This is a genomic window from Microbacterium sp., from assembly GCF_026393345.1.
Classification (GTDB): domain Bacteria; phylum Actinomycetota; class Actinomycetes; order Actinomycetales; family Microbacteriaceae; genus Microbacterium.
On the sequence record NZ_JAPLAI010000030.1, the window covers coordinates 74,792 to 99,597 of the forward strand.

Sequence of the window (24,806 nt, forward strand, 5' to 3'; positions counted from 1 at the left end):
GGAAGTCGCGGATCAGAATGGCGCGGGTTCGTCGTCGGGGATGAAGGTGATGGGGATGGGTGGCTCGTCGATGTAGACCTTGCCGAGCGGGGAGGTCCATTCGTAGACGCCGCCGGCCAGCTGTCGCACTCTCCAGGCGGTGAACTGCTTCATGCTGTGATGTCGTTGACAGAGGTGGCAGAGGTTCCGGGCGCAGGTCTTGCCGCCGAGGGCGTAGTCGATCGTATGGTCGACCTCACATCTGACGGCGGGCATGCGGCATCCGGGGAATCTGCAGTGCTGGTCTCGTGCTCTGAGATAGCGGTCGATCGCCGCGGTGCGCTGGTAGGTGTCGACGTGGAGCACGGCACCCGTCACCGGGTGGGTGAGGATTCGTTCGAGCGGATGCGAGGTGCAGCCGGCGAGACGCCGGGCGGTGTCGGGGTCGATGGGACCGTGACCGACCAGTTCTGCCGGCCCGTCGTCGGTTCCGAGCAGACTCAGTGCCGGGACGACGACCTGGACCCGAGCCCGAATGGCACCGAGCGCCCCGGGCCCGTCGTCACCGGCAGTCGGGTCGGCGTCGGGGACCGAGGTCAGCAGCATGTCAGCGAGGATGTCGGCGCGGATCTCGTCGGTGGTGCGGTTGTCGGAGGCGACGATCTCGTCGGCCTCTGGTGAACGGCGGGCGTCGATGATCGCGCGCGATTGCGCGGTGAGTCTGTCGTAGGCGGCGACGGCGAGCACTGTGGGGAGCGTCGCGATCAGGTCGGACATACCGTCGCGCCCCTCGACGACCGTGACACGTCGTTGCTGGCGGGCGTCGTGGTGGCGGTCGGCGATCGTGCGCGGGTGCAGGCGCTCGGCCATGAGCCCCAGCGGACCTTTCGCGCGGCCCGGGGTCTCTCTCTTGCACACCTCGAGTGCGGCGGTTTCGAACGCGGTGCGGTCGCCGTGGGGGAGGATGCTGCCGGTCTGAGTGATGACGTTCACGTGGCCGCGGGTGATCTCGTTGCGCTCCCAGGCGGCGAGCGTGGCCGGGTAGCTTTCGACGAGTTCGACGGCGTCACCGATCTGTCGCTGCACGGATCGATCGCTCGTGCGCATGATGCCGGCGGCCTCGGCGGCGATGGCCCGCAGTGCCATGTCGCGGGCGCGCACGGTGGCGGACTGGCCGGCGGCCTGCTTCTGTGCAAGCGCGAATGCCCGCGCGAGGGCTCTCGTCTGCGCTGCCTGCCCGGCGGCGATTTGGGTCTGCGCGACCTCGATCTCGTGCGCGATCTGGACGAGCTCGGCGAAGTCCTGGTCGCTGAATGCGATGTGTCCGTCGTCGCGCATCGTGCCCTCGTTCGGTCGGAGGCGGCGCTGGCTTGTGCCACCTCTTCCGCCGCGGGCACTCGGCGGGACTGTCGTTCTGAAGAGTCGTGTTCGGCTCTGAGAACAGTGTCGCACTGACCTCCGACATCGAATCAGCGGCGGACATGCGGATCCCGCCGGGCGCGTGCCGTCGACGACGGACAAGGATGCTGCGGGCTTCGGATCCGTGCAGCTATGCGCTCAGCCGGCCCGTGAGTTCTTTCAGCCACGACTCCAGCGCGGGCCCGAGATCCTCCCGGTCGAGAGCGAGCAGCACGTTCGACTTGATGTAGTCGAGACGGTCGCCGGTGTCATAGCGGCGGCCGCGGAAGATCACTCCCAGCACCGGGCCGGCGAGCGACTCGTCCGCAGCCAGTGCCTCGAGAGCATCCGTGAGTTGAATCTCGCCACCCTTGCCCGGCTGGGTCTGCTCCAGCACCTCGAAGATCTCGGGCTTGAGCACGTAGCGGCCGATGACGGCGAGGTTGCTCGGTGCATCGGATGCGGACGGCTTCTCGACGAGATACTTCACCTTCACGACATCGCTTTCGGGCGTCTCGTCGACGGCGGCGCAGCCGTACAGATGGATTTGATCGGGCTCGACCTCCATCAGTGCGATCACGGTGGCCGACTGGGCGCGTGACACGTCGATCATGCGCGTCAGAAGCGGATCTCGTGCGTCGATGAGGTCGTCGCCCAGCAAGACGGCGAATGTCTCGTTGCCAACGTGCTTCTTGGCGCGAAGGACCGCGTGCCCGAGCCCGAGCGGGTCGCCTTGCCGCACGAAGTGAACGTCGGCGAGCCGACTGGCGGCCATGACCTTCTCGAGTTTCGCCGCGTCGCCCTTCTTCTCGAGCGTGTGCTCGAGCTCGGCCACCCGGTCGAAGTGATTTGCCAGGGCGTTCTTGTTGCGTCCGACGATGACCAGCACGTCGTCGCTCCCTGCGGCGACCGCTTCTTCCACCACGTACTGGATGGCGGGCTTGTCGACGACGGGCAGCATCTCTTTCGGCATCGCCTTGGTTGCCGGTAGGAAGCGCGTGCCGAGCCCTGCTGCGGGGATGACGGTCTTGATGCCAGGAGTGATGGTCACATTCAGAACGCTAGGGAAACAACGTGAACGGAGCGTTTCGATCGCGTGTTTGTTACGGGCGACCTATCCCTCTTCTGCTGTGTTCGAGCGGTGGGTCTCAGTGGCCCACCGCCGGGAGGCAGCCGCCGTCCATGATGAGGCCACCCACGTCGACCGACACGGCGGAAGAACTCACGGAACCGAAGATGCATCCCGCGACGCCGGTGCCATCGCCGGGCGTGAACACCGCACCGAACAGGATGCTGTCCGCCTGCGCCTGGACTTGCACGCCGCGGGGATCGAGCCCCGCCGAGGCGAGCGCAGCGGTCACGGCATCGTTGTCCAGCGTGGCGCCCGATGCACGCAGATCGGTCAGTGCGCCCGAGGCCGCCTCAGCCAGTGCGGCTCCCGCCTGCGCCCCGGCGTCGGTGAGTGGCATGCGTTCGCGATATTGCTCGTTGGTCTGCATGTTGACCTCGGGGTCGTAGACGGTGCAACCGTCCGGCGGCTCGACGCCCGGTTGCGCGGCCACCGCGCAGGTGGGACTCGCAGATGGTGTGGCAGCCGACTCGGACACAGCGACAGTGGCGCAGCCCCCCGAGCGCGAACACCGATGCAACGGCAACCAACCATCCCACCGTCACGCGCGGCCGTCGCTGCTTGGAAAGGTGCAGCGGAGCGCCCGTCATATCGCGATTCACCCGCGTCCCCATCCCCAACGTCCGTCTCGACGTCGTTGACCAGAGCCGGATGCGTCCGAAACAGCTGTCTCCTCAGCCGGTCAGGCCGAACGCTGCCCAGATTATCCCGACGACGCCGCTCAGACTCGCGACAGCTCCCAAGAGCTTGCCCCACCCGTCGATGGTGACCTTGCGTGGCTGGTTTCGGTCGGCGTAGTGCGCCCACGCTCGCATGAACGCCGCGATCGCGCTTTCGACTGCCCAGCACGCTAAGGCAACGAACGGTGCGGTGAACGGTGCCCAGATACCCGCCAGCAGTCCGATGGCGATTGGCGCAGCGCCGAGCCCAGCCCAGGTGAGGATGCGGCCCCATCGTGCCTGCGGCTTCCGAGGCTGCTCGTCAATGTGCTCGTCCTGCGTGGCCGCGCTCGACCCGCCAACCGCCGCAGGATTCGTGTCGGTTGGTCCGGCGGCCGCGGATGTCACGGCCTTCCCATGCCGTAGTACTCCCACCCCGTGGCGCGCCACGCGGCCGCGTCCAGGCAGTTGCGCCCGTCCACGATGACACGCCCCGTGGCAAGCGTCGCCACGTGCTCGGGAGAAAGTTCGCGCCGGTACTCGTCCCACTCCGTGACGACGATGACAGCGTCCGCGCCGCGCAGGGCCTCGTCCGTGTCTTCGACGTAGTTCAACTGCGGATGGATGCGGCGAGCATTCTCGATTGCGGCGGGGTCGGTGACGGTGACCCAGGCGCCGAGGCCGTGAAGCTTTACCGCCACATCGAGGGCGGGGGAGTCGCGGATGTCGTCTGAGTGGGGTTTGAAGGCGGCACCGAGCACCGTGATGTTCTTCTTGAACACCGACCCGCCCAGGCCGTCGACGACGAGCTGCACGGCGCGCTCGCGCCGACGCAGGTTGATCTCATCCATCTGACGGAGGAACGCGACGGACTCACCGCGACCGAGCTCTTCAGCGCGTGCGGAGAACGCGCGGATGTCTTTCGGCAGGCACCCGCCGCCGAAGCCAATGCCGGCACCGAGGAAGCGCCGACCGATGCGGGCGTCGTGCCCGATGGCGTCGGCGAGCTGGGTGACATCGGCCCCGGTAACCTCTGCGATTTCGGCCATGGCGTTGATAAACGAGATCTTGGTCGCCAGGAACGCGTTGGCCGAGACCTTCACAAGCTCTGCGGTCGCGTAGTCGGTGACGATGAAAGGCGTGCCCTTCGAGACAGAGGGGTGGTACACCTCGCGGAGAACGGATGCGGCTCGCTCACCCTCCTCGCCCGCGGGGACGCCGGCAACCAGACGGTCGGGGTCGATCGTGTCTTGCACGGCGTACCCTTCGCGCAGGAACTCCGGGTTCCACACGAGGGGGGCGCCCGTGGGGCTGACGCGCTCAGCGAGCGACGCCGCCGTCCCGACCGGGACCGTCGACTTACCTGCGACAATGTCGCCCTCCGCCAGGTACGGCAGTAGCCCATCAACGGCGGCGTTCACGTACGTGAGGTCTGCCGCATAGCTGTCCTTCTGCTGCGGAGTTCCGACGCCGACGAAATGCACCTTGGCCCCTGCGGCCTGAGACATATCGGTGGTGAAGCGCAGATTTCCAGACGCGATTCCCGCCGTGAGAATCTCCTGCAAACCAGGCTCGAAGAACGGCGCATCCCCCTTGGAAAGCGATTCGATCTTCCGCTCGTCGACGTCGATTCCGACCACGTCGTGACCGATCGACGCCATCGCGGCGGCGTGCACGGCGCCGAGGTAGCCGCAGCCGATGACAGACAGACGCATGGATCTCCTCGTAAGTTGGGGTGCCGACGTATTTAGTCGGCTATTCGTTGATATCAGACTTGTGTTTCGAGTACTCGACGCGAGGGAGTAGATGACCGTGAGCTACCTACCCGAGGCGCTGTATCTGCAGATCGAAGAAGCGATGCCGATCGCCTGCGTCGATTTCGTTCCGGTTCGTGACGTCGACGGGGTGCGTGAGGTGGGGCTCATCTTGCGAGACTCGCCGCATGGACCGGTGTGGTGCCACCTGGGGGGCCGCATTCTGCGCGGGGAGACGATCGCCCAGGCCATTCGCCGTCACGCCGCGGATACGGTCAATCTGGTGCCGGTGCTGCCGCTGAATCCGCAGCCCGACTACGTCTACGAGTGGTTCCCGACGCAAATCGCCCCCACTGATGGGACGGTCTTCGGGAACGACCCGCGCAAGCATGCGATCGGGCTGTCGTTCGTGCTGTCGTTGGACGGGACCCCGGAGCCGCAGAACGAGGCGATCGACTTCGCCCACTTCCCACTCGGTGACCTTCCGCGTGATCTCTGGCCGGGTTGCGGCGAGCTCCTGGAGCGTCTCGGGCTCGCCGAGTGACGAGTCGCCGTCACACGACATAGTCCCCGTTCCACCAGTCCGAGATCGTCGCCATGTACCGTCCCACCTCGATGTGCCGAGCATCCTGGCGAAAACGCTCGAAGGCGGCGTGATCGGAGAACGATCCGTCTTCGACAAGGATGCGGCCCTTGCGAGCGTCGAGAGACAGCTCAACTCGCCACTGTTCGATGCCGGGCAGGACGGCGAGTGACCGAAGCCGGGTGAGGGCTTCGGTCACTCGCTCGTCGTTGACATCGCCGTGCACTCGAAAGAGCACGATGTGTCGATACACGCGTTACTCGCGGATGGAATCGACGTGGTCGTGGTACCAGGCGACGGTGCGCTCGAGACCTTCTTGAAGTGAGATCTTCGACGTCCACCCGGCGTCGGCCAGCTTGGAGACATCCAACAGCTTCTGCGGGGTGCCGTCGGGCTTCGTGGTGTCCCACTCCGTCTCGCCCTCGAAGCCCGTCACACCCGCGATGGTCTCCGCGATCTCCCGAATCGTGACGTCTGACCCCGTACCGACGTTCACCTGATCCGGACCGTCGTAGTGCTCAAGAAGGTGCAGGCAGGCATCGGCCATGTCATCGGCGTGCAGGAACTCACGACGCGGTGTGCCGGTGCCCCAGTTCGTCACCGAGGATGTCCCGGATTTCGCCGCTTCGTCGTACCGCCGGATCAACGCGGGAAGAACGTGCGAACCCTTCGGCGAGAAGTTGTCGTTCGGCCCATAGAGGTTCGTCGGCATGGCGCTGATCCACGGCAGACCGTATTGGCGACGAACCGCCTGGGTCTGCAGGATGCCGGCGATCTTCGCGATCGCGTAGGCATCGTTCGTCGGCTCCAGATGGCCGGTGAGCAGCGAGTCCTCGCGGATCGGCTGTCCGGCCATCTTCGGGTAGATGCAGGACGACCCGAGGAACAGCACCCGCTCGACGTCGTTTGCCAGGGCAGCGTCGAGCACGTTGACCTGGATGCGCATGTTGTCGGAGAGGAAGTCGACGGGATAGGTCGAGTTGGCGAGAATGCCACCCACCTTCGCAGCAGCGAGCACGACGTACCTCGGCTTGACCGAGCCCATGTACTCGAACACCGCGTCGCGGTTCTTCAGGTCGAGTTCGGCTGAGGTCTTCCCGACGATGTTCTCGAATCCGGCTGCTTCGAGGCGGCGCCAGATGGCGGATCCGACGAGCCCACCGTGCCCGGCGACGTAGAACGTCGCATCGCGGTCTAGCTCCGACGGCGAGTAGTCGACACCGTCGATCGCGGTGCTCACGCGGTTCCCCACGAAGCAAGCTTCACGGTGTCGCGATAGTCGGAGCCCTTTTCAAGTTCTTCCACATCGGCGTCAACCATGAGCTTGGCCAGTTCCTTCCCATCGATAGTGGGAACCCAGCCGAGTTTCTCGGCCGCCTTCGACGGGTCTCCGATGAGCGCGTCTACCTCGGTGGGGCGCAGGTAGCGGTCGTCGAACTTGACGAACTCCTGCCAGTCCAGCCCGACTCGGCCGAACGCGGTCTCGAGGAAGTCCTTGATCGTGAGGCCGACACCCGTCGCGAGAACGAAGTCCTCGGGCTCATCGACCTGGAGCATGCGCCACATGCCCTCGACGTACTCCGCGGCGTAGCCCCAGTCACGGATCGAGTCGAGGTTGCCGAGGTAGATGTCCTTCTGCACGCCAGCTTTGATGCGAGCGACGGCGCGCGTGATCTTGCGCGTCACGAAGGTTTCACCGCGGCGAGGGGATTCGTGGTTGAACAGGATGCCGTTCACCGCGAACATGTCGTACGCCTCGCGGTAGTTCTTCGTGATCCAGTAGCTGTACAGCTTCGCCGCGGCATAGGGCGAGCGCGGGTAGAACGGGGTGGTCTCGGACTGCGGGGGAGGCGTCGCGCCGTAGAGCTCCGAGGTGGACGCCTGGTAAAAGCGCGTTTCGACACCGGATAGCCGAACCGCCTCAAGCAGTCGAATCGTGCCCGTACCTGTGGTGTCGGCGGTGTGTTCGGGCTCATCGAACGAAACGCGCACGTGTGACTGCGCGGCGAGATTGTAGACCTCGTCGGGATTGATTTGCGCCATGAGGGTGACGAGGCGTGCACCGTCGCTGAGGTCGCCGTAGTGGAGGAAGAGCTTCGCGTTCGGGTCGTGCGGGTCCTTGTAGAGGTGGTCGATACGGTGGGTGTTGAACGTTGAGGCACGGCGGATTAGGCCATGTACTTCATAGCCCTTCGAAAGTAACAGTTCGGCGAGGTACGAACCGTCTTGGCCCGTGATGCCGGTGATGAGTGCACGTTTAGCCAACTAGAGATCCCCAGTTCGAGTATTCATGACGGCGACGCCCGGGCTCAGCAACCAACGCTCGGGCGGCGTTATACGACAACGACGGCAGTGTATCCAATGGATCGAACAACCATGTTTCAGGAACGGGAGGCTGACCCGCTTTTCCGGACACCTGGGTTGAGGCGATGATCGTCTCAGAGAGTACGTGAGATACCTATTGAACACTCGCCGGAGTTCCGGCGTCGAGCCCTGGACCTGGTCGCGCAGGCGAACCCGGTCGGCCAGACCGCCCGTGATCTCGGGATCAGCGAGTCCTCCCTATGGAACTGGATGAACCGGGACGCGTTCGATACCGGCCGCAAGCCCGGTCTGACGACCAGGCACAAAGAGTTCGTCGAGCTGCGGCGCGGGCTGCGGGTACTGGAAGAGCAGGTCAAGTGGCAACCTATCCGTTCCTCGCACCCCTCAGTAGCCCGATTCATTCCCCTCGCCCAACCGGAGCAGACGCGGTTCAACCTGAGTTTGACCTGAGGGGACGGACTCGTCAATACTGTCCGTGCCGACGAAGCGCATAGCACGTGGCCCATCAGAGCACAGAGCGCGCGCACGTCATGGCTGGTTTTGCCTCTGATCTCGATAGACAACAGACGGTGGGTGTATGAGTCAGACGTATCAGTCACGCCTAGCTCGCGTAGTCAGCGATCCAAAGCGCAGCGCACTAATTCTGAGTGGGAGAATGCGGCGCGTTGCCGCCTCATACGTCATGAATGCTGCCGCCTCTACGCTCATTCCAATAGTGTTACGTACATCTATTTACAGAGTCTGCGGAGCCCGAATTTCTTCCAGTGCCAGGGTATTTGGCGGGGTATTTGCTCGATCTCATCATCTGCGGCTGGGGCCCAGAGTTACTATTAACGTCAACTGCGTGATCGACAACTGGGCTCCTGTGACGGTGGGGGCCCGCACGGGAATCGGGGTCGGCGTGCAATTGCTCACTAGCTCGCACGAGATGGAGGATCCCCGGGTCCGCGCCGGCAAGTCGACCTTCGGTGAAATATCTATCGGCGAAGGAGTGTGGGTTGGTAGTGGTGCGATAATCTTGCCGGGCATCACTATCGGTGACGGTGCAGTGGTGGCTGCGGGCGCGGTGGTCACGAGAGATGTCGATCCCCACACTCTGGTAGGAGGCGTCCCGGCACGAGTGCTGAGGAACCTCCAGTGAGCACGAAGGTCTCGGTCGTTATTCCGACCATGCTCAGGTCGACGCTTTCCGCCGCAGTGGAAAGCGTTGAGCGCCAGACAGTCGACCGCTCGAATATAGAGATAATTGTGGTGGCTGACGTTGGTCCCGATTCTATAATCCCGGAAGGAATTGCAGATCGTTGTGATCGAATAATTCTTACTGGCGGCGGGAAGGGCGGCGGTGGCGCACGTGCAACCGGGGTAAGGGCCGCCACCCACGATCTCGTAGCCTTCTTAGACGATGACGACGAGTGGCTCCCCGCCAAGCTTGAGCATCAGCTCCACGCCTTGGGAAAGGGTGACCCTTTGACCATTGTGAGTTGCCAGGTCATCCAGCACGGGGCTTCGCTAGCCGAACGCGTTGTGCCCGTCGATGTCATTGCGCAAGGCCAAAATATTCAGGACTACCTGTTCCGCCGCCGAAGTGCGTCCATTGGCAGAGCGTCGATGTTCACTTCAACGCTTCTCGCAAGTCGCGAGCTTCTTCTGCGGACTGAGTGGAATAGTTCGCTTCGTCGACATCAAGATTGGGACTGGCTTGTGCGTGTTGGCCGTGTCCCAGGGGTCCAGTTTGTTCAATTGCAGAAGCCTCTGGTTCGGTATTGGACGGGTTCTGCCAACTCGATATCCGCAAGCGCAAACTGGAGAGATTCCCTCAATTGGTATCTCTCGGTAGCCGAGGACTGGCACCCCCAAACCGCCGTCGATTTTCTATTTGCTCAAACATTGCGTTATTCGCTGCAGTCTCGTTCTTTTTCCGGCGTGCGTTCGGTCTTGAGTGCTGCCTTATCGCTGCGCAGAATGCCCTCGTGGTCGTGCGTCATCGTGGGCGCCAGTGGTGTTTTCGGCCGAGCTCAGCTACAGCGAGCGATGCATGCTACAGGACGCGCATACGTATCAAACGGGGAGCGAGCGAATCCCTGACAACTTGACCGCCCCGCGGAATAGGTTCTAGTTTTGGTGGCTACTGGTGACCTTATCCGGCTCATCGCGTTTGAGGGTGTAGTCGGGGTCTGAATCCTCCGGACTCGAGCAGGCTCCGTGCGATGTAGTTGGTGAGGTTGCGGAAGCCCAGGGCGGAGCCGCGGAGGTGTTCGAGCTGGCCGTTGATCGCCTCGGTCGGTCCGTTGCTCGTGCCGTCCGGTCGAAGGACGCGAGCATGTCAGCGGCGCGCTGCTGGGCGTGAAGAACGAACTGGTGACAGATTCGGTTTAGGCCGCGAGTGTGAGCGGCTCGGTTAGCTTGGCCTCGAACTCGATGGGCGTCAACCCGCCGAGGGTGTCCTGGGCTCGCTGGCGGTGGTATTTCCGCTCGATCCAGACGACGATCGCGAACCGCAGGTCCTGCCGGCTGGCCCAGCGCTGCTGGTTGAGGACGTTGGTTTGAAGGAGCGACCAAAAGCTCTCCATGGCGGCGTTGTCCGGCTCTTCGGACTTCCGGTGGGGGTGAGGCTCGCCGGGTGAGTTCGGGCGGGTAGGGGTCGAGGTCCCCGAGGATCAGTAGCGCCAACTGCTGCTCCAACCGAGGACCTCGACGTGTCTCACCATAGTTCGGGGTTCGTTGAGGGGATCGAGGACGACGAGTCCGACATCGGACAGGCCCTAACGACCAAGTTTGTGCCTGTTGGCGAGCCGGGATACGACATCATCCCCGTCTTCGGACAGTCGAACTCTGCAGGGGCGGGTACGGGATATGACACCGTCCGTTTCGATGTGCAGGACTCGCGTGTCGACGCATTCCCCTCCGGCGGGGCGTACGCGCGTCAAATCGTCCGTGCAGGCGAGCCCATGTCGCAGTACGCGCAGGACGCGTCGATCGCGACAGCGCCCCCGGGGATGAGTTTCGCGCTGCCTTTCGCGCGGCAGTATGCCGCGACCCTCCCATACGCGCGGAAGGTGCTCTTGGTGCCGTGCGGGTTCGGAGGTACGGGCCTCTCCACGCCCGACTCCCGCGGCGGGACGCGGAACTGGGCGGCTACCACCACCGGCTCAGATAGTCTCCTGAATGCCACGATCGCCGCTGTCGCCGCAGCTGTCGCTGCCGCCGGCCCTGGTGTCCGCATCCCCTTTGCTCTCTGGCACCAGGGTGAGCAGGACGCATCCAACGGTCGCACCACTGCGCAGTACGCCGCGGACTTCGACGCGATGCTCGCGAAGTTCCGGGCGGCGGTGTCGCCCGATCTCCCTATGGTCGTCGGCCGGTTCACGGCGGAGCAGCGGGCGTTCGGTTCGTCCCAGGTGATCGACGCTGCGGTGCTCGACGCGCCTCGACGCAACCTCCGGGTAAGTGTCGCCGCAGCAGTGCCCTCGGGGAACTCCGATCCGCTGAATGGCGCGGTTCACTTCAGCGCGGGCGGACAGCGGATCCTAGCGAAGAACTACTTCGCTGCGCTCCCGGTGGCGTTCGCGAACGTGCTTCACGAGGCGCCGGTCACGCCCGGCTCAGTGTCGCTGACGCAGGCGGGCACCACGCTCACGGCAGAGTGGGCGACGCCGTTGTGCCGCGCGACGGACTTCAACGTGCGATACAGCACAGATGGTGGGTCGACGTGGGCTAGTCTCACGCGGGCGCAGTCCGTGGCACCCGTTGCCACACTGACCGGGCAGACGCTCGGCCAGACAGTTCAGGTGCAGGTGCGGACGGTGAACGAGGAGGGCGTGTCGGCATGGAGCGCCTCGGCGACAGTCACGCTCAAGCGGACGCCCAACGCTCCCACCGGGCTGAACGCGGGCTCCGCCACGGGCAACGTGCAGCCGCTGGCGTGGGCTGCACCGGCCACAGATAGCAACCACGACGCGGCGACTAGCTACCGCATCGAGTACAAGAAACCGGTCGATGCCACCTGGACACAGGGGCCGGTTATCACTGGCACAACGGGCACGGTGACAGTTCCGGAGTTCGTGACCGAGTACCAGTACCGGATCGTCGCTCTCAACGCGGGTGGCGCGAGCGCCGCCTCCAACACCGTCACAGCGACGACTGGGATGGTTGCCGACATGCGCAGCGGGCTGCTCCGGGAGTATTCGGCGGCCTCGGTGACCGGGGTGTCGGACGGTGGAGTGGTTACATCCGTCCCCGACAGCAGCGGCTTCAGCGGGCCCGATGTGACTCAGGCGACGGCGGGAGCGAGGCCCACCCTGAAGCTGAATGCTGCGAACGGACAGCCCGCGCTCGTCTTCGACGGGGTGAACGACTTCCTCGCAGACAGCAGCAGCCCGTATGCAACGACCGGCGCGGAGACTGTTGTCGCGATCGTGAAGCACACGGGCGGCACGCTTTCATCCGGGGAGGCGGTTCCGGTCATCGGGTCGGGTCAGAACCCGCGCTGATTCAGGTCTACAACCCGTCGTCGGGGAACGTGTTCACGATCAATGCCGGGTCGCTGCGCAGCTCGGGAGTATCCGCAGACGGCGGATTCCAACTCGTGGCCGGTCTGTTCGCAGGGGGTACTGCCGCGATGGGGACGGCCTATGCAGACGGCGCAAGTGCGTCGGGCGGCACGGGAACGAATGCCCGTAACGGCATCGTCCTCGCCGGGTCTGCTCGATCGGGTGGCCCCGCCGTCGACACGTTCGCGTCGGTCGAGATTGTCGCGGTTCGCCTCTACGATCACCAGCTGACCACGGCCGAACTGGCTGCGCTGCGGACTTTCTGTCAGCAGCGGTACGGAACTCCCTAGCCGCGGCTGTCGCGAACGCCGGCCGTCAGGTGCACGACGTGGCCGTGAGGGGCCCGTCCCACCTGACGGCCGGCCGGCTTCCTCACGGCTGCGACCGGCGCACCCAGTTCGGGCGCCGGCTCCGATTTCATCCCCGTCGACATGATCGCTGTGATGAACAGGAATGCCGGAACGACCGCGAAGTTCATCCCGTACAGGTGCAGGGACAGGAATGGCTCAGTCGGAGAGCTGGCCAGGAATGCGGCGACCAGCGCGGGATACACCGGGCGTATCGGGCGCTGAAGCGCCATGAAAACGAAGATCGCGAGCATCACCACAGTGAGGAGACCGCCGAGGAGACCCGTCTCTGCGACCGCTTGGAGGATTTGATTGTGGGCGTGAAGCAATCCCGCATCGAGATATGGCGAAGTGCCGTCTGGCTGGAAAGCCAATGGACCGTATCCCTGTAGTGGGTTCTGCCAGAAGTAGCCCTCAACGAGCGCCCACACCCGGAATCGTCCATTCGTGGCCAGGTCGGAGGTCAGCACGCTCGCATCCTCGCTCGGGACGAGGTTGGCGATCAGCCAGACAAGGATAAGGATGACAGGAGCGGAGACGAGCGCTCGGCCGACGACGGATCCGCCTCGGAAGAACCAGGCGACGACCGCGACGACACCGAGCGAGACGATCGCTACTCGCGACTCCGCGAGTCCGAGGGCCAGCAAGGACATAGCGAAGACAACCCACCTCATCCGGGACCGCACGGCGAAGGCAATGACGATCGCCACAAGCGCGGTCAGGGAGAGCAAGTTCGGGTGAGGCGCGAGACCCCCCAACCTCCACATGAGCCCGAGTACCTGGACGCGTCGCTGGTCGCTCTGAAAGTGCGCGTATGCGAAATCAGGCAAGATGAAGGCCAGCAGGACGCTGCCTGTAACGATGACGGCGGCAGCGCTACCCGCCAGCCGCAGTAGTTGCTCTCGGGTGGACCCGCTTTGATACACGAGGTACACGAACAGCGGCAAGAATGCAAGCGAGGACTCTTCTTGTACGTGGCTCGCGATGGGGCCTCCAGCGAGGAACATGTAGACCAGCTCGAGGATCGTCAAGATCACCGTGACGACGAGCAAGGCTCGGTTCAATTTCCCTTCGCCGCGTCGGTGTGCGAAGAGTGATATCGCCCCGATGAACAGCAGTACTGCAGTGCTTACCAGGACGATCTGACTTGCCACTGCGTCGAGCTCGATTCGCCGCAGTACGGTGATCGTTCCACCGGATGCCACCGTGACCCAGAGGCCAGCCCGGAGTAGTCCGGACCTACTGATTAGGCCGCGCCGCGTGAGTGTGCCCAGGGCGACAATCCACACGATCGCGGTGATAGCTATGAACGCGCCAGCGAATAGGGGCAACGTGATTCGCCTTTCGCTTAGCGGTGCCGACTATCCGAGCGGTACAACCAGAAGACGACGGGAGCGAGCACGCCAAGCACGAGACCACCGATCTCGTACCATCCCCATTCCACCCTGCCCGGGTCGAAGAGGACTTGGGCGATCAAGCCTATGAGCGCGAAGAACGCCCCGATCTGGATGTAGACCAGACCGTCGTCGGAGTCGGGGCTGGACTGGTCGGTCATGACTGAATGGTAGCGGCTCGCCGTTACCCATGCTTCACGGGCAGGCGTAGGAAACAGTCAGGGCACCGATCGCACGGTCAATCAACTTAGTTCAGCCCTCGACAGGCCCAATCTCCCTCAGTTAGGTACAGTTCCGATCCTCACCGAAACGCCGAAATCAGTTCAGCCCCTACACCCTCAGTTAGGTGCGTTTGCCAATCCTCACTGAATCACCGAAATTTGCCGAACCCGCGATCGTCCGCAGCGCGATGAAGCGACCTGATCGTCAGCCGCGAACCTCAGCGAGCGTCGGGTAGTCGATGTATCCCTTGCCGGTGGCGCCGTAGAAGTGCTGCGGCCGCGGCTCGTTCAGCTCCGCCTCGTGCTGCCAGCGGTGCGCGAGGTCGGGGTTGGCGATCACGGCGCGGCCGATGCCGATCGCGTCCGCCCATCCGCCCTCGACGATCGCGGTCGCTTCCTCCCGAGTGGTGGGCGTGGCGAAGCCCGTGTTGGCGATGAACGGCGCGCCGACGGTGCGGCGAATGTGCTGCACCAGGTCGCCGGTCGGCTCGTGGTGGAGCACGTCGACGAACGCGAGACCGAGCGGGGCGAGCCCCTCGGTGAGAGCGGTATAGGTCGCCCACACGTCGGCCGCGTCCTCTTCCATCACGCCCTGGATGTTGCGCTCCGGTGACAGCCGGATGCCGGTGCGATCGGCGCCAATGGCTGCGGCGACCGCGCTGGTCACTTCGATCGCGAAGCGGGAGCGGTTCTCGGGTGACCCGCCGTACTGGTCGCCGCGGACGTTAGATGTCGGTGCGAGGAACTCGTGGATGAGGTATCCGTTCGCACCGTGCACCTCGACGCCATCGAAGCCGGCGGCGATGGCGTTCCGCGCGGCTTGCACGAAGACCTCGACGGTCTCGGACACTTCGTCTGTCAGCAGGGCGTGGGGGACGGGCATGTCGGCCTTCGTCCCGTCGGCCAGATGAGTCGCTCCCCCGGCGGCGATCGCGCTCGGCGCGACGATGCGCGCGGTGCCGGTGATGCCCGTGTGCGAGACGCGGCCACCGTGCATGAGCTGCACGACGATTGTGCCTCCCGCGGCGTGCACGGCGTCGGTGACGCGGCGCCATCCGTCGATCTGCGCCTGGGTGTAGATGCCGGGCTGCCCCGGGTACGACCGTGACTCGGGAACGAGCCAAGTGCCTTCGGTGACGATCATGCCGGTGCCGGCGCGCTGCGCGTAGTGCTCAACGAGTAGCTCGTTCGGCACCCCGTCGGCGCCGGCGCGCAGGCGCGTGAGCGGTGCCATGACGATACGGTTGGACAGTTGAAGAGCGCCGAAGCTGGCGGGTTCGTAAAGATTCACCTAGGCCGCAACCCCCGCGCGTTCAGGATCATTCCGCGGCCCGTCTCGCACGCGTCGAATCAGAACGTCGCGGTATCCGGGTCAGCACCCACGCGCTGCCCGCGGTCGATCGCGTTGATGGCGTCAATCTCCGCATCGGTGAGCTCGAAACCGAAAACATCGAAGTTCTCCGCCATCCGAGCGCGGGTCGACGACTTCGGGAACACGATGATGCCCTGCTGCAGGTGCCACCGGATCACGACCTGGGCGGGGGCGACCGAGTGTGCGGAGGCCGCGGCCGATACGGCCTTCTCACCGAACAGGTCGTACTTTCCCTGCCCGAGCGGGCCCCAGGCCTCGGTGTGGATGCCGAGGGGCTCCTGGAAGGCACGCAGTTCACGCTGCGCGAAGCCCGGATGCAGCTCGATCTGGTTGACCGCGGGCACGGTGCCCGTCTCATCGAAGATGCGCTGCAGGTGCGGCTGGTGAAAGTTCGAGACACCAATGGAGCGGGTGAGTCCCTCACTTCGGAGTTGCTCCATCACGCGGAACGTGTCGACGTAGCGGTCGAGATCAGGGCGCGGCCAGTGGATGAGGTACAGGTCGACAGAGTCGAGGCCGAGCTTCTGCAGGCTGGTGTCGAGCGCGGCACCCGACGTATCGCTGCCTTGCTCCGAGTTCCACAGCTTCGTCGTGATGAACAGCTCGTCGCGCGGGATGCCGGATGCGGCGATCGCGCGTCCGACGCCTTCTTCATTGCCGTAGACCGCAGCGGTGTCGATGTGCCGGTAGCCGACCTCGAGCGCCTCGGTCACGATGCGTTCGGTCTCTGCCGGGTCGACCTTGAAGACCCCGAAGCCGAGCTGCGGGATGCTGTTACCGTCGTTGAGGGAGATGAGGGGGATCGTCATCCCTCCAGTTTCTCACCGGTCACGTCCTTCACGGGGTCGTTGCACGAGCGAAGCGAGTCGAAAAGGGCCCGCGGCCACAGACATCTGTGGTCCTGTCCCCCGAACGGCGGCGCCCCTGCCAGCTACCATCGACCGGGGGCACCATCAATATGACGCTAGATCACTCACGCGACACACCACCGTCACAATCGGCTGCTAGCTTTCGAGCCGACAGTGACGACGAGAGCGCGAAGGGGGACGCTGTGTCGACCGACTCACAGGTCGATGCGACGAAGGAGTCGCTGATCGATATGTCTCCCATCTCAACGTCCGGAGGGAATACTCCCGCTCGCGTTGACGGGGGAGAACAAGGTGAAGGCCGCCATCCCTCCGGCGGCACTCCGAGAGCCCCCCGACAGGCAGACTGGCGGCACCGGTATCGGCGACGGTTGATCGTCAGTGACCTGCTCGCCATCATCTGGGTCGTCTTCGGCACGCAGATCGCCTGGTTCGGCCTTGGCAACGCCCAGCTGTCCATTACTGAGGACAACCGCCTCAGCGACATCTCCTACTGGGCATTCTCGACCCTGCTGGTCGTTTTGTGGATGGGCGCTCTCTCGTGGAGCGACTCTCGCAGCTACCGCGTAATCGGAAGCGGTTCCACGGAATACGTGCGCATTGCGACCTCGAGCGTCCGCCTGTTCGGGGTCATCGCGATTGTTGCGTTCCTTGCCCGGATCGACGTGGCGCGGGGCTTTCTACTGATCAGCCTCCCGCTCGGGGTACTCGTACTGCTCGTCGTACGCTGGCTGTGGCGCCAATGGCTCGTCGCGAAGCGGTCGAGCGGCGAATGGTCGGCTCGGGTGCTGCTCGTCGGATCTCAGGAATCCGTCCGTCAGATAACCCACGAGTTGGCGCGCTCGCCGAGGTCTGGTTACGTCGTTGTAGGCGCCTGCATACCGCATGGGCGCATCGCCGGGACGATCGAGGGAACGAATATTCCCGTGATGGGCAATGTAACCGCCGTCCACGAGGCAATGGACGCAATAGACGCAGATACAGTCGTGATCACAAGCACGGACGAACTGCCCGTCGATAAGGTCAAGGAAATTTCGTGGGGGCTTGAGGCGGGCCGCCAGCATCTTGTGCTTGCCCCCAGCATCATCGACGTCGCTGGTCCGCGACTGCATACGCGCCCTGTTGCTGGGCTACCGCTGATTCATGTCGAAACGCCACGATTCTCGCTAGGGCAAAAGTTTGTGAAGCGCGCCTTTGACGTCTTCACGGCTTCGATCTTTATTGTTCTTCTCTCTCCAATCCTAATCGCCGTAACAATCGCCGTCATGACCACTAGCCATGGACCAGTGATCTACAGGCAACAGCGGATTGGTCAACATGGAAGCCCTTTCTACATGCTGAAGTTTCGCTCGATGCGCGTCGGCGCTGAGCGGGAGCTGAAGGGGCTCCTTGAGGCCCAAGGGACGAGCGAAAAGCCGCTGTTCAAGATCAAGAACGACCCACGTATCACCGCAGTCGGTCGTGTCATCCGGAGATACTCGCTCGACGAACTCCCGCAACTGTTCAATGTCCTTACCGGATCGATGAGCATCGTTGGCCCGCGCCCGCAAATCGCAGCCGAGGTCGCCCTGTACACGGACGCGGCACGGCGCCGCCTCCTCGCCCGCCCTGGGCTGACCGGGCTCTGGCAGGTAAGCGGTCGGTCGAGTCTTGGTTGGGAGGACGCAGTCCGCCTCGACCTCTACTACGTGGAAAACTGGTCCCTTGCAGGCGATCTGGCAATTTTGGCGAAGACCGCGCGCGCCGTCCTGTCACCAGGTGACTCCGCGCACTAGATCTGCAGCACGCGCCTGCAATGCCTAAGGAAAGAGATGCCGTGACAAGAACCCGCTGCAACCTACTCGCTAAGTCACCTCGCGAAACACCTCACGGTGTCGAGACACCCGCGGGGGATTTGCGAACCTCCCCCTCGCTACGTTGGAGTTGTCTTGCTTGAGGTAGTTGCAATCGCGACTTGTTTCAACCGGCGCGAAATGACAGTGGCGGCTGTTCAATCGATCGAGAAGCAGTTCGAGACGATCGAGAACGCGACGGTGCGCTTTGTCGTTGTCGACGATGCAAGCACGGACGGGACTGCTGCTGCCCTTGAGGAGATGAACTCAGTCGAGCTGATCCACGGGACTGGTGAATACTATTGGGGCGGTGGCATGTCAGTTGCAGCGGCTGCGATCGGTCTGGCGGACATGGTTCTGTGGTTCAACGACGATATTGAGCTCAACGAGGGCGCAGTCGCCGCGATGCTCGTCACATCAGCCCGAAACCGAGGAGCCATCGTAGTCGGCTGCATATCACACCCAAAGTCCGATGAGCCGACTTACGGTGGCTACTTCGTCAACGCCGCGCCGTTCAGGCTGTCTTTTGAGTTGGCACCCGTCGGCACCGAACTGGAGGTTCACACTTTCAACGGCAATATGGTTCTTTTTCCCGCCGATGTTCACGCGAATCTCCGTGGCCCGGATCCGTCGTTCACGCACCACTACGGCGATTTCGATATGGGTCTGCGGGCGCGACAAGAGAATGTGAAGATCGTGACATGCCCGGAATACGTCGGCAAGACTGAGCGTAATTCAACGGATGGTACGTTCCGCGATCCGTCCGTGACACGACGGCGGCGGTTGAAATTGCTGCTCGGCCCAAAGGGTTTTCCGATCAAGGAACGGAGGACGTATCTCAGGCGGCATGCGGGATGGACATGGCTGGCCCAATGGGTAGGCTTCTATTTCGTTTGGATCGCACGGATATGCTTCCGACGATGAACGCGAGCCTCATTCACTTAATGGGCGAGTTGAGGCCGAGTGGCATGGAGCGGATGCTGGCGTCCTCCGCCGCCCACTGGCCCGATCGCTACAGGAATGCAATGGTTGTCGGGCAGGGCTCAGATCACTCGTTTGCCTCTGACCTTGAGTTCGCCGGGTACGACGTCCGCTTCGTCCCGAAGCTGACCAGCTTCCGCGGAATGGTTCAGCTTTGGGGACTCGCGCGCTCCAACCGCGACGCCGTGTGGAATATCCATGTGGAGCGCGAGTATGCGATTATGGCAGTCATCCTCCGATCAGCAGGAGCGCGACGAATCGTGCGAACGGTGCACAATGTTTTCCCCCGCGCTGGCGGAAAAGGGCTGATCCGGACGATGGCGAACCGCGTCGGGGACCGGTGCAGTCGCGCAGTAGTCGCCGTTTCGGACGACGTGGCCATTCACGAGCGAGCATTCGGTCGGCGAACGACCACCATCCTCAATTGGGTAGACGACCGCTTCTTCGAAGCAGCGCGCTCGCGCCAGTCGGCTCCGGATGTGGGCGAGATATTCGCCCTCGTCGGAAATTGTTCGTCGATAAAGAACCACGAGTTTGCCCTGTCTGCCTTGCCGCCCGAGGCACGGCTTATCCACCTTGGGGATGAAACTAATGCCGCAGCCGAGGAAATTGCACAACTCGATGACCTGGAGAAACAAGGACGTCTCATCGCGCGCGGAGTGAAAGACCCTGCGCGTTATCTCGCCGAGACCGACATATTTCTTATGCCTTCCCTTCACGAGGGAATGGGTGTCGCGCTGGCTGAGGCGACAGTGTCTGGCTGCCATGTTCTCGCAGCAGACTCACCCGGGCTTCGTTGGTCAAGGGGGCTTCCAGGGGTGGAGCTGCTGCCGCTCGATCAGGCGCTCTGGCGCCGCCGTATTCGCGAGCCCATCCAGGCGATCGCAGGCACACGTTCCGTTGTCGACCTGCTCGCGAGCCGCGGAACCAGAGAATACGCGAAGCTATACGATGAGGTGGTTCGGCAGTGCACGTATTGATCTTGGGGCCCGTCACGCCTGCAGATCTCGTTGAGTACCTGCCCGGAGTGCCAGACGATGAACGAGGGCGAAATTACGGCGCACCGGTTGGGGCGCTATGTACAGCCTTGCTCCGTGTTGGACTGAGCGTGACTGTAATTACGCATGAGCGAGGACTCCCCGGCCTCACCCTACGAGGTCCGCGTATCAACTTCATTCGCGTGGCGTCGCGTGCCTCCCCGAAGCTACAGATCGCAGACTTCTTTGCTCAGGAGCGACGCGCGATGAAGCGCGCCGCTCTTGCTATCGACGCCGACGTAGTGCACGCCCACTGGACGTACGAATGGCAAAGGGTCGCTCTCGATCTCGGCCTGCCCATGGTCGTTACTATTCACGATGCACCATGGACCGTTTTCATACAGAATCGAGGGCCGTACTGGGCGCTGCGCGCGCTGCACTCACTATGGAACCGCGTGAGGACACCGGCGCACACACAGCTCGTGGGAGTTTCGCACTACGTAAGCGATCGTTGGAAGCGGCAACATGTGTGGCCCGGCGATGTACAGGTTATACCGAACGTGGTGGAGGTTGAGGTCGATATGGAAGATCTTCACCAAGATCGGGGCGTCGTCGGTAGTGAAGCCTTCCTTCTCGAGATTGCGGACAGCAGCCGACGAAAGCGGTCCCACCTCCTGGCAGCGCGGTATGCGCGGTTGGGTCTCCCCTGGGTTATGGAATTTGCCGGAAAGGGTCTGGACGAGAGCTTCCGCGCTCGTGTCGCGAAGCGCGCGGAACTACCAAACATCCGCATGCGCGGCCCTCTTGCTCGCGGAGCGACTATGAAGCGGCTTGCGCAGGCGAGGGCGCATGTGCATGCTTCCGCGGAAGAGAGTTTCGGGTTGACGGTCGTTGAGTCGCTAATCCTGGGCGTGCCCGTTGTCGTGGACACGAAGAGCGGTGGTGCCGCGGAGAACCTGAAGAAGTACAACGTCGGTGTGACCGTCGATTTTCGTAGGGCCCGCGACCAGGAACTGACGGCAGCGATCAGCCAAGCAATCGAGGGCGCACCGCTGGTGCGCCAGATGGCTCCCACAGTGCGCAGCGAGCACTCCGGACCAACCGTCGCTGCCAGGTACATCAAGGTATATCGGCGCGCGATCGCCTCATCCTCTGCGCTGGCCAGGCGAAGTGAGTAACGCCCGACGTTTAGGCGCCGGAGGCGCGTGGCTACTAACAGGCCAACTGGGGAGCGTAGTGATCCAGTTCGCGTATGCAGCTCTGACCGCTCGAATACTGACGCCTTCAGACTTCGCGATATACGCGATCGCAGTAATAGTGGCGAACCTAGTCGCGGTGTTCAGCGTCGCAGGACTGGGGCAGGCGGTCGCGCGCCTTGACGTCCTCGACGCCTCGCTTCTGCGAAGCCTGAGCACGGTTTCATTCGTGGTGGGATTGGCCGCGATGCTTATCGTTGCCGCGCCTGCGTCTCTTTGGGCGCTCCTGTGGAATAGCCCATCCTCCGGCCCAGCTATCGCGCTCGCCGGTGTTACTGCACTGTTCGCGCCAGCCGTGGGGCTACTTTCCGGATACATGCGTCGAGTAGGAAAATTCCGAATTCTGTCGATAGTCCAACTAGGTTCTTCGTTGGCAGCTTTCGGCGTGTCCTTCGTCATGGTCCTGGTCTGGCGTTCGTCGCTTTCGCTCGTAGCCTCCGCTGTCATGCTGCAGATATTCTGCTGGATTGCCCTGGCGATAATCTGCCGTCGAAATATCCTTCCCGGGAGAGTCCGGTGGAAAGAAACCGCTCCCCATCTTTCATTTTCCTGGCGTGTGACCGCCGCAAACCTGATGTCATTCGCCCTGGAAAACGTGCCAAAGCTATTAGTTTCCCGGTTCAGTGGACCGGTGCAACTTGGATATTGGAACCGCGCCGACGTCATCGCAACCGTTCCGTTCGACCGACTGAACGCAGCAGTTGCACAAGTGCTTTACCCGGAGTACCGACATGATGCAGGCAACCCGAGTCGCGTCGGGCGCAGATGGCCGGATATGCTGGCCCTCGTCGCGTGGCTAACTGTGCCACTCGCATGCTTCGTCGCTGGCGCAGCGCCCGTTCTTGTGCCTCTGCTCCTCGGGCCGGCCTGGGTGGAAGCGGTCCCGTTCGTCACAGCACTAGCGCTCGCTTCCGCCCTGCGAGGCATTTCTCTGCAACTCGCTTCTGCGCTAGAGGCAATTGCCAGGTTCAAATGGATCTGGGCTGCGCAGGGCGTATTATTGGCGGCCCTAGTGCCTGTGGGGATTTTGACTAGCGTCACGGGAAATATATGGATTGCCATTGGATATTGTGTAGTCTTCCCAGCCGCGCGCCACGCGTTTCAATTGATTATGTGCGTGAGGGCCGGCTTCTTTCCGCTTGGCCTAGTACTGCGAGCATATTTGCAGCCGGGCCTGATTGGCATGTTCGCCTTCGCCACCGCTCGCATGGCCGCCGAAACAACGGGCGCCCTGCCACTCGTCATGCGAGTCATAACGGAAGGCCTACTTGCGCTCGCGGCCGTGTGCGCGATCTGGCTACTTAGACGCCGTCTAGGCATTTGGGCACTGCTGAGCACCTACGGGTTCGGAAAGAACTAGTGCCGACAAGCGACATCCTTATTGCGCAGCTCTGCGTCAGCGCCGCGATAGACGTGCTGAGCCTTACCCGAATAGCGTCACTTGGCGCCCACCTCAGGGTGTAGCTCGGGGAGAGTGTCGAGAGCCTCGCCGTCGGACGGCGTGGGTGCTGGTGCTGGTGCCCATCGATGCTGTTCATCGCGTTGCGGAGTCGCCGGGCCGCTCTCCTGTCGCCGAGCTATCGACGAGCACGTCGAGGTCGAAGCGACCTGGGGCATCTGCCAACGCATCGTCGCCGCCTACCTAGAACCCGACAAACCTAAGGGCAAGCGGGACTGCTGCACGAATAGGTGACAGGTTGTAGTCACGCCGCCAGTGCGGCGGTCGTGTTCATGATGGTCTCGAACTCGATGGGCGTCAAACGGCCCAGGCGGAGTTGGCGCCTCCGGCGGTGGTAGGTCCGCTCGATCCAGGTGACGATCGCAATCCGCAGCTGCTCCCGGGTGGTCCACGAGCGGCGGTCGAGGACGTTCTTCTGCAGCAGGGCGAAGAACGATTCCATGGCGGCGTTGTCGCAGACGGCGCTCACCGGATTTCCTCAACGCCGCTCGCCGGATTTCCTCAGGTCGCGGGGTAACGCTAGCGCAGGTTTGTGCCGCTGGTGACGCGGCGGAGTTCGTCGGCTGCGGCGTGGTGGTTGCGGAGGCGGTAGGAGGCGCCGTCGAGGGTGACGACGACGGAGCGGTGTAGGAGTCGGTCGAGCATCGCGGCGGCGACGGTGGTGTCGCCCAGGATCTCGCCCCAGGCGCCGACGGGCCTGTTCGTGGTGAGCACGATCGAGGTCTTCAGGTAGCGCTGGTTGATGACTTGGAAAAGTGCGGACGCGGCTTCTCCTGGCAGTGGGAGGTAGCCGAGTTCGTCGATGATCAGCAGCGTGGGGCCGGCGAAAAACCGCATCATGGTCGCCCATTTCCCCTCGATCGCGGCGCGGTGGCAGCGGGCGGCGAGGTCGGCGGCGGAGGTGAAGTAGACCCGGTAGCCGGCGTTGACGGCGGCGTGGCCGAGGCCGGTCGCGATGTGGCTCTTCCCGACGCCGGGTGGGCCGATGAGGAGCACGTTGGTGGCGGTGTCGAGGTATCGGCAGGTGGCGAGCTCGGCGAGCAGGTTCTTGTCGATGCCGCTGGCGGCGTCGAGGTCGAAGTCGTCGAGGGTTTGACCGGTGGGAAGGTTCGCGAACCGGAACCGTCCTGCGAGGCGGCGCGCCTCGGTCGCGGTGACTTCGATGTGCAGCAGTCGTTCCAGCGCGGTGGTGAGGGTCCAGCCCTCGGCCTGGGCCTGGTCGAGGACTTTCGGGAGGGCGTCGGCGGCGTCGGCGAGTTTCAGGTCGACGAGGTGGTTGCGCAGCTGCTGGTAGGTGCTCGCCGCCGCTTTCGTCGCGGCGTTCGTTGTGGGGATGGTGGTGGTCATCGGAGAGTGTTCCTGTTCTTCGCGGCCTGCTCGTAGGCGGCCAGGCTGATCACGGTCGAAACGGGCTGGCCGGTGCCGGAGAGCACCTGCGCGGCGCGGAGCGCCGCGGGTCCGGGCGGAATGCGCTCTTTGCGGCGGTGTGGGCGCCCTGGAGGCGTCGACGCCATCGCGATCGTCTCCAGCGCGGTGACATGTCCGGTGTCACGGATCGTGACCCCGAGCCCGGGTTCGGCGACCGGGGCTTGACCCTTGATCTTGGACACGCTGATTCCAGCACGATGCTGGGGGGAGCGAGAATCCAAGGATGGCCAGGAAGAACTACACGGACGAGTTCCGTCGCCGAGCGGTGGACTTGTACGAGTCCACGCCCGGGGCGA

24 protein-coding genes and 3 pseudogenes are annotated in these 24,806 nt (G+C 63.6%); 10 read left to right on the plus strand and 17 right to left on the minus strand.

Annotated features, from left to right (window positions below; translation table 11 throughout):
• Positions 1–12 precede the first annotated feature (12 nt).
• The 5 genes from NT132_RS04110 to NT132_RS04130 all read right to left on the minus strand — a co-directional run bounded on the left by NT132_RS04110 (position 13) and on the right by NT132_RS04130 (position 4,880).
• A complete protein-coding gene (locus NT132_RS04110) occupies positions 13–1,317 on the minus strand; it encodes an HNH endonuclease signature motif containing protein (protein ID WP_297785190.1) in 1,305 nt (434 codons plus the stop codon).
• A gap of 211 nt (positions 1,318–1,528) precedes the next feature.
• Positions 1,529–2,422 carry a UTP--glucose-1-phosphate uridylyltransferase GalU gene (gene galU, locus NT132_RS04115; RefSeq protein WP_297785249.1) on the minus strand — a complete coding sequence of 298 codons (894 nt, stop codon included), beginning with the start codon at positions 2,420–2,422 and terminating at the stop codon, positions 1,529–1,531.
• A gap of 103 nt (positions 2,423–2,525) precedes the next feature.
• The gene (locus NT132_RS04120) at positions 2,526–2,939 is read right to left on the minus strand and encodes a hypothetical protein (RefSeq protein WP_297785192.1); all 414 of its coding nucleotides are present in this window, start codon (positions 2,937–2,939) and stop codon (positions 2,526–2,528) included.
• A gap of 241 nt (positions 2,940–3,180) precedes the next feature.
• Complete coding sequence (locus NT132_RS04125) at positions 3,181–3,573, minus strand: hypothetical protein (protein ID WP_297785195.1); 393 nt, start codon at positions 3,571–3,573, stop codon at positions 3,181–3,183.
• On the minus strand, positions 3,570–4,880 hold the full coding sequence (locus NT132_RS04130; protein ID WP_297785198.1) for a UDP-glucose/GDP-mannose dehydrogenase family protein: 1,311 nt from the start codon (positions 4,878–4,880) through the stop codon (positions 3,570–3,572). The genes NT132_RS04125 and NT132_RS04130 overlap by 4 nt, the downstream gene beginning before the upstream one ends.
• Before the next feature lie 91 nt (positions 4,881–4,971).
• Between NT132_RS04130 and NT132_RS04135 the strand changes: the two genes are divergently transcribed.
• Complete coding sequence (locus tag NT132_RS04135; protein ID WP_297785201.1) at positions 4,972–5,463, plus strand: DUF4916 domain-containing protein; 492 nt, start codon at positions 4,972–4,974, stop codon at positions 5,461–5,463.
• A 10-nt stretch (positions 5,464–5,473) separates the two neighbouring features.
• On the opposite strand, the gene NT132_RS04140 is transcribed toward NT132_RS04135, so the two are convergent.
• The 3 genes from NT132_RS04140 to gmd are packed head-to-tail and all read right to left on the minus strand — an operon-like array spanning position 5,474 to position 7,767.
• Entirely contained in the window at positions 5,474–5,740 is a 267-nt protein-coding gene (locus NT132_RS04140; protein ID WP_297785204.1) for a Dabb family protein, read from the minus strand.
• Between the two features lie 18 nt (positions 5,741–5,758).
• The gene (locus tag NT132_RS04145; RefSeq protein ID WP_297785207.1) at positions 5,759–6,742 is read right to left on the minus strand and encodes a GDP-L-fucose synthase; all 984 of its coding nucleotides are present in this window, start codon (positions 6,740–6,742) and stop codon (positions 5,759–5,761) included.
• A complete protein-coding gene (gene gmd / locus NT132_RS04150) occupies positions 6,739–7,767 on the minus strand; it encodes a GDP-mannose 4,6-dehydratase (protein ID WP_297785210.1) in 1,029 nt (342 codons plus the stop codon). The genes NT132_RS04145 and gmd overlap by 4 nt, the downstream gene beginning before the upstream one ends.
• 195 nt (positions 7,768–7,962) lie before the next feature.
• Here gmd and NT132_RS14350 point away from each other — a divergent pair, with 195 nt between their 5' ends.
• The 3 genes from NT132_RS14350 to NT132_RS14355 all read left to right on the plus strand — a co-directional run bounded on the left by NT132_RS14350 (position 7,963) and on the right by NT132_RS14355 (position 9,912).
• Complete coding sequence (locus NT132_RS14350; RefSeq protein WP_366940357.1) at positions 7,963–8,277, plus strand: transposase; 315 nt, start codon at positions 7,963–7,965, stop codon at positions 8,275–8,277.
• A 478-nt stretch (positions 8,278–8,755) separates the two neighbouring features.
• The gene (locus NT132_RS04160) at positions 8,756–8,968 is read left to right on the plus strand and encodes a DapH/DapD/GlmU-related protein (protein WP_297785252.1); all 213 of its coding nucleotides are present in this window, start codon (positions 8,756–8,758) and stop codon (positions 8,966–8,968) included.
• Complete coding sequence (locus NT132_RS14355; protein WP_366940353.1) at positions 8,965–9,912, plus strand: glycosyltransferase; 948 nt, start codon at positions 8,965–8,967, stop codon at positions 9,910–9,912. Before NT132_RS04160 ends, NT132_RS14355 begins: the two co-directional genes overlap by 4 nt.
• A gap of 61 nt (positions 9,913–9,973) precedes the next feature.
• On the opposite strand, the pseudogene NT132_RS04165 reads toward NT132_RS14355, so the two are convergent.
• Both NT132_RS04165 and NT132_RS04170 read right to left on the minus strand, forming a co-directional pair.
• Positions 9,974–10,167 (minus strand): annotated as a pseudogene (locus tag NT132_RS04165) (transposase); the annotation flags it as partial.
• A 32-nt stretch (positions 10,168–10,199) separates the two neighbouring features.
• Positions 10,200–10,409: pseudogene (locus NT132_RS04170) on the minus strand (IS3 family transposase); the annotation flags it as partial.
• A 195-nt stretch (positions 10,410–10,604) separates the two neighbouring features.
• Between NT132_RS04170 and NT132_RS04175 the strand changes: the two are divergent.
• Entirely contained in the window at positions 10,605–12,317 is a 1,713-nt protein-coding gene (locus tag NT132_RS04175) for a sialate O-acetylesterase (RefSeq protein WP_297785255.1), read from the plus strand.
• 346 nt (positions 12,318–12,663) lie between these two features.
• Here NT132_RS04175 and NT132_RS04180 read toward each other — a convergent pair whose 3' ends face one another.
• The 4 genes from NT132_RS04180 to NT132_RS04195 all read right to left on the minus strand — a co-directional run bounded on the left by NT132_RS04180 (position 12,664) and on the right by NT132_RS04195 (position 16,520).
• Positions 12,664–14,055 carry an O-antigen ligase family protein gene (locus NT132_RS04180; protein WP_297785216.1) on the minus strand — a complete coding sequence of 464 codons (1,392 nt, stop codon included), beginning with the start codon at positions 14,053–14,055 and terminating at the stop codon, positions 12,664–12,666.
• 17 nt (positions 14,056–14,072) lie between these two features.
• The gene (locus NT132_RS04185; protein WP_297785219.1) at positions 14,073–14,279 is read right to left on the minus strand and encodes a hypothetical protein; all 207 of its coding nucleotides are present in this window, start codon (positions 14,277–14,279) and stop codon (positions 14,073–14,075) included.
• A 265-nt stretch (positions 14,280–14,544) separates the two neighbouring features.
• Entirely contained in the window at positions 14,545–15,630 is a 1,086-nt protein-coding gene (locus NT132_RS04190; RefSeq protein ID WP_297785222.1) for an alkene reductase, read from the minus strand.
• Positions 15,631–15,689: 59 nt separating this feature from the next.
• Positions 15,690–16,520: an aldo/keto reductase gene (locus tag NT132_RS04195; protein ID WP_297785225.1), complete on the minus strand. Its 831-nt coding sequence runs from the start codon at positions 16,518–16,520 to the stop codon at positions 15,690–15,692.
• Positions 16,521–16,948: 428 nt separating this feature from the next.
• Between NT132_RS04195 and NT132_RS04200 the strand changes: the two genes are divergently transcribed.
• From NT132_RS04200 to NT132_RS04220, 5 genes are all read left to right on the plus strand, one after another.
• A complete protein-coding gene (locus NT132_RS04200; RefSeq protein ID WP_297785228.1) occupies positions 16,949–18,352 on the plus strand; it encodes a sugar transferase in 1,404 nt (467 codons plus the stop codon).
• 153 nt (positions 18,353–18,505) lie between these two features.
• Positions 18,506–19,333, plus strand: coding sequence for a glycosyltransferase family 2 protein (locus NT132_RS04205; protein WP_297785231.1), 828 nt, complete (start codon positions 18,506–18,508; stop codon positions 19,331–19,333).
• Positions 19,330–20,370, plus strand: a complete 1,041-nt coding sequence (locus NT132_RS04210) for a glycosyltransferase (protein ID WP_297785234.1) — start codon at positions 19,330–19,332, stop codon at positions 20,368–20,370. The genes NT132_RS04205 and NT132_RS04210 overlap by 4 nt, the downstream gene beginning before the upstream one ends.
• 47 nt (positions 20,371–20,417) lie before the next feature.
• Positions 20,418–21,545, plus strand: a complete 1,128-nt coding sequence (locus NT132_RS04215; RefSeq protein WP_297785258.1) for a glycosyltransferase family 4 protein — start codon at positions 20,418–20,420, stop codon at positions 21,543–21,545.
• Positions 21,538–22,983 carry an oligosaccharide flippase family protein gene (locus tag NT132_RS04220; RefSeq protein WP_297785237.1) on the plus strand — a complete coding sequence of 482 codons (1,446 nt, stop codon included), beginning with the start codon at positions 21,538–21,540 and terminating at the stop codon, positions 22,981–22,983. Before NT132_RS04215 ends, NT132_RS04220 begins: the two co-directional genes overlap by 8 nt.
• A gap of 343 nt (positions 22,984–23,326) precedes the next feature.
• On the opposite strand, the pseudogene NT132_RS04225 reads toward NT132_RS04220, so the two are convergent.
• The 3 genes and pseudogenes from NT132_RS04225 to NT132_RS04235 all read right to left on the minus strand — a co-directional run.
• Positions 23,327–23,536 (minus strand): annotated as a pseudogene (locus NT132_RS04225) (IS3 family transposase); the annotation flags it as partial.
• A gap of 65 nt (positions 23,537–23,601) precedes the next feature.
• Positions 23,602–24,429, minus strand: coding sequence for an IS21-like element helper ATPase IstB (gene istB / locus NT132_RS04230; protein ID WP_297785240.1), 828 nt, complete (start codon positions 24,427–24,429; stop codon positions 23,602–23,604).
• A complete protein-coding gene (locus NT132_RS04235; protein WP_297785243.1) occupies positions 24,426–24,692 on the minus strand; it encodes a hypothetical protein in 267 nt (88 codons plus the stop codon). Before NT132_RS04235 ends, istB begins: the two co-directional genes overlap by 4 nt.
• Positions 24,693–24,806 lie beyond the last annotated feature (114 nt).

Bases quoted from the DNA above. Each gene is read 5' to 3' on its own strand.
- NT132_RS04110 (WP_297785190.1), bottom strand. From the start codon at position 1,317: ATGCGCGACGACGGACACATCGCATTCAGCGACCAGGACTTCGCCGAG.
- NT132_RS04130 (WP_297785198.1), bottom strand. From the start codon at position 4,880: ATGCGTCTGTCTGTCATCGGCTGCGGCTACCTCGGCGCCGTGCACGCC.
- NT132_RS04135 (WP_297785201.1), top strand. From the start codon at position 4,972: ATGACCGTGAGCTACCTACCCGAGGCGCTGTATCTGCAGATCGAAGAA.
- NT132_RS04160 (WP_297785252.1), top strand. From the start codon at position 8,756: ATGGAGGATCCCCGGGTCCGCGCCGGCAAGTCGACCTTCGGTGAAATA.
- NT132_RS04185 (WP_297785219.1), bottom strand. From the start codon at position 14,279: ATGACCGACCAGTCCAGCCCCGACTCCGACGACGGTCTGGTCTACATC.
- NT132_RS04195 (WP_297785225.1), bottom strand. From the start codon at position 16,520: ATGACGATCCCCCTCATCTCCCTCAACGACGGTAACAGCATCCCGCAG.
- NT132_RS04210 (WP_297785234.1), top strand. From the start codon at position 19,330: ATGAACGCGAGCCTCATTCACTTAATGGGCGAGTTGAGGCCGAGTGGC.
- istB (WP_297785240.1), bottom strand. From the start codon at position 24,429: ATGACCACCACCATCCCCACAACGAACGCCGCGACGAAAGCGGCGGCG.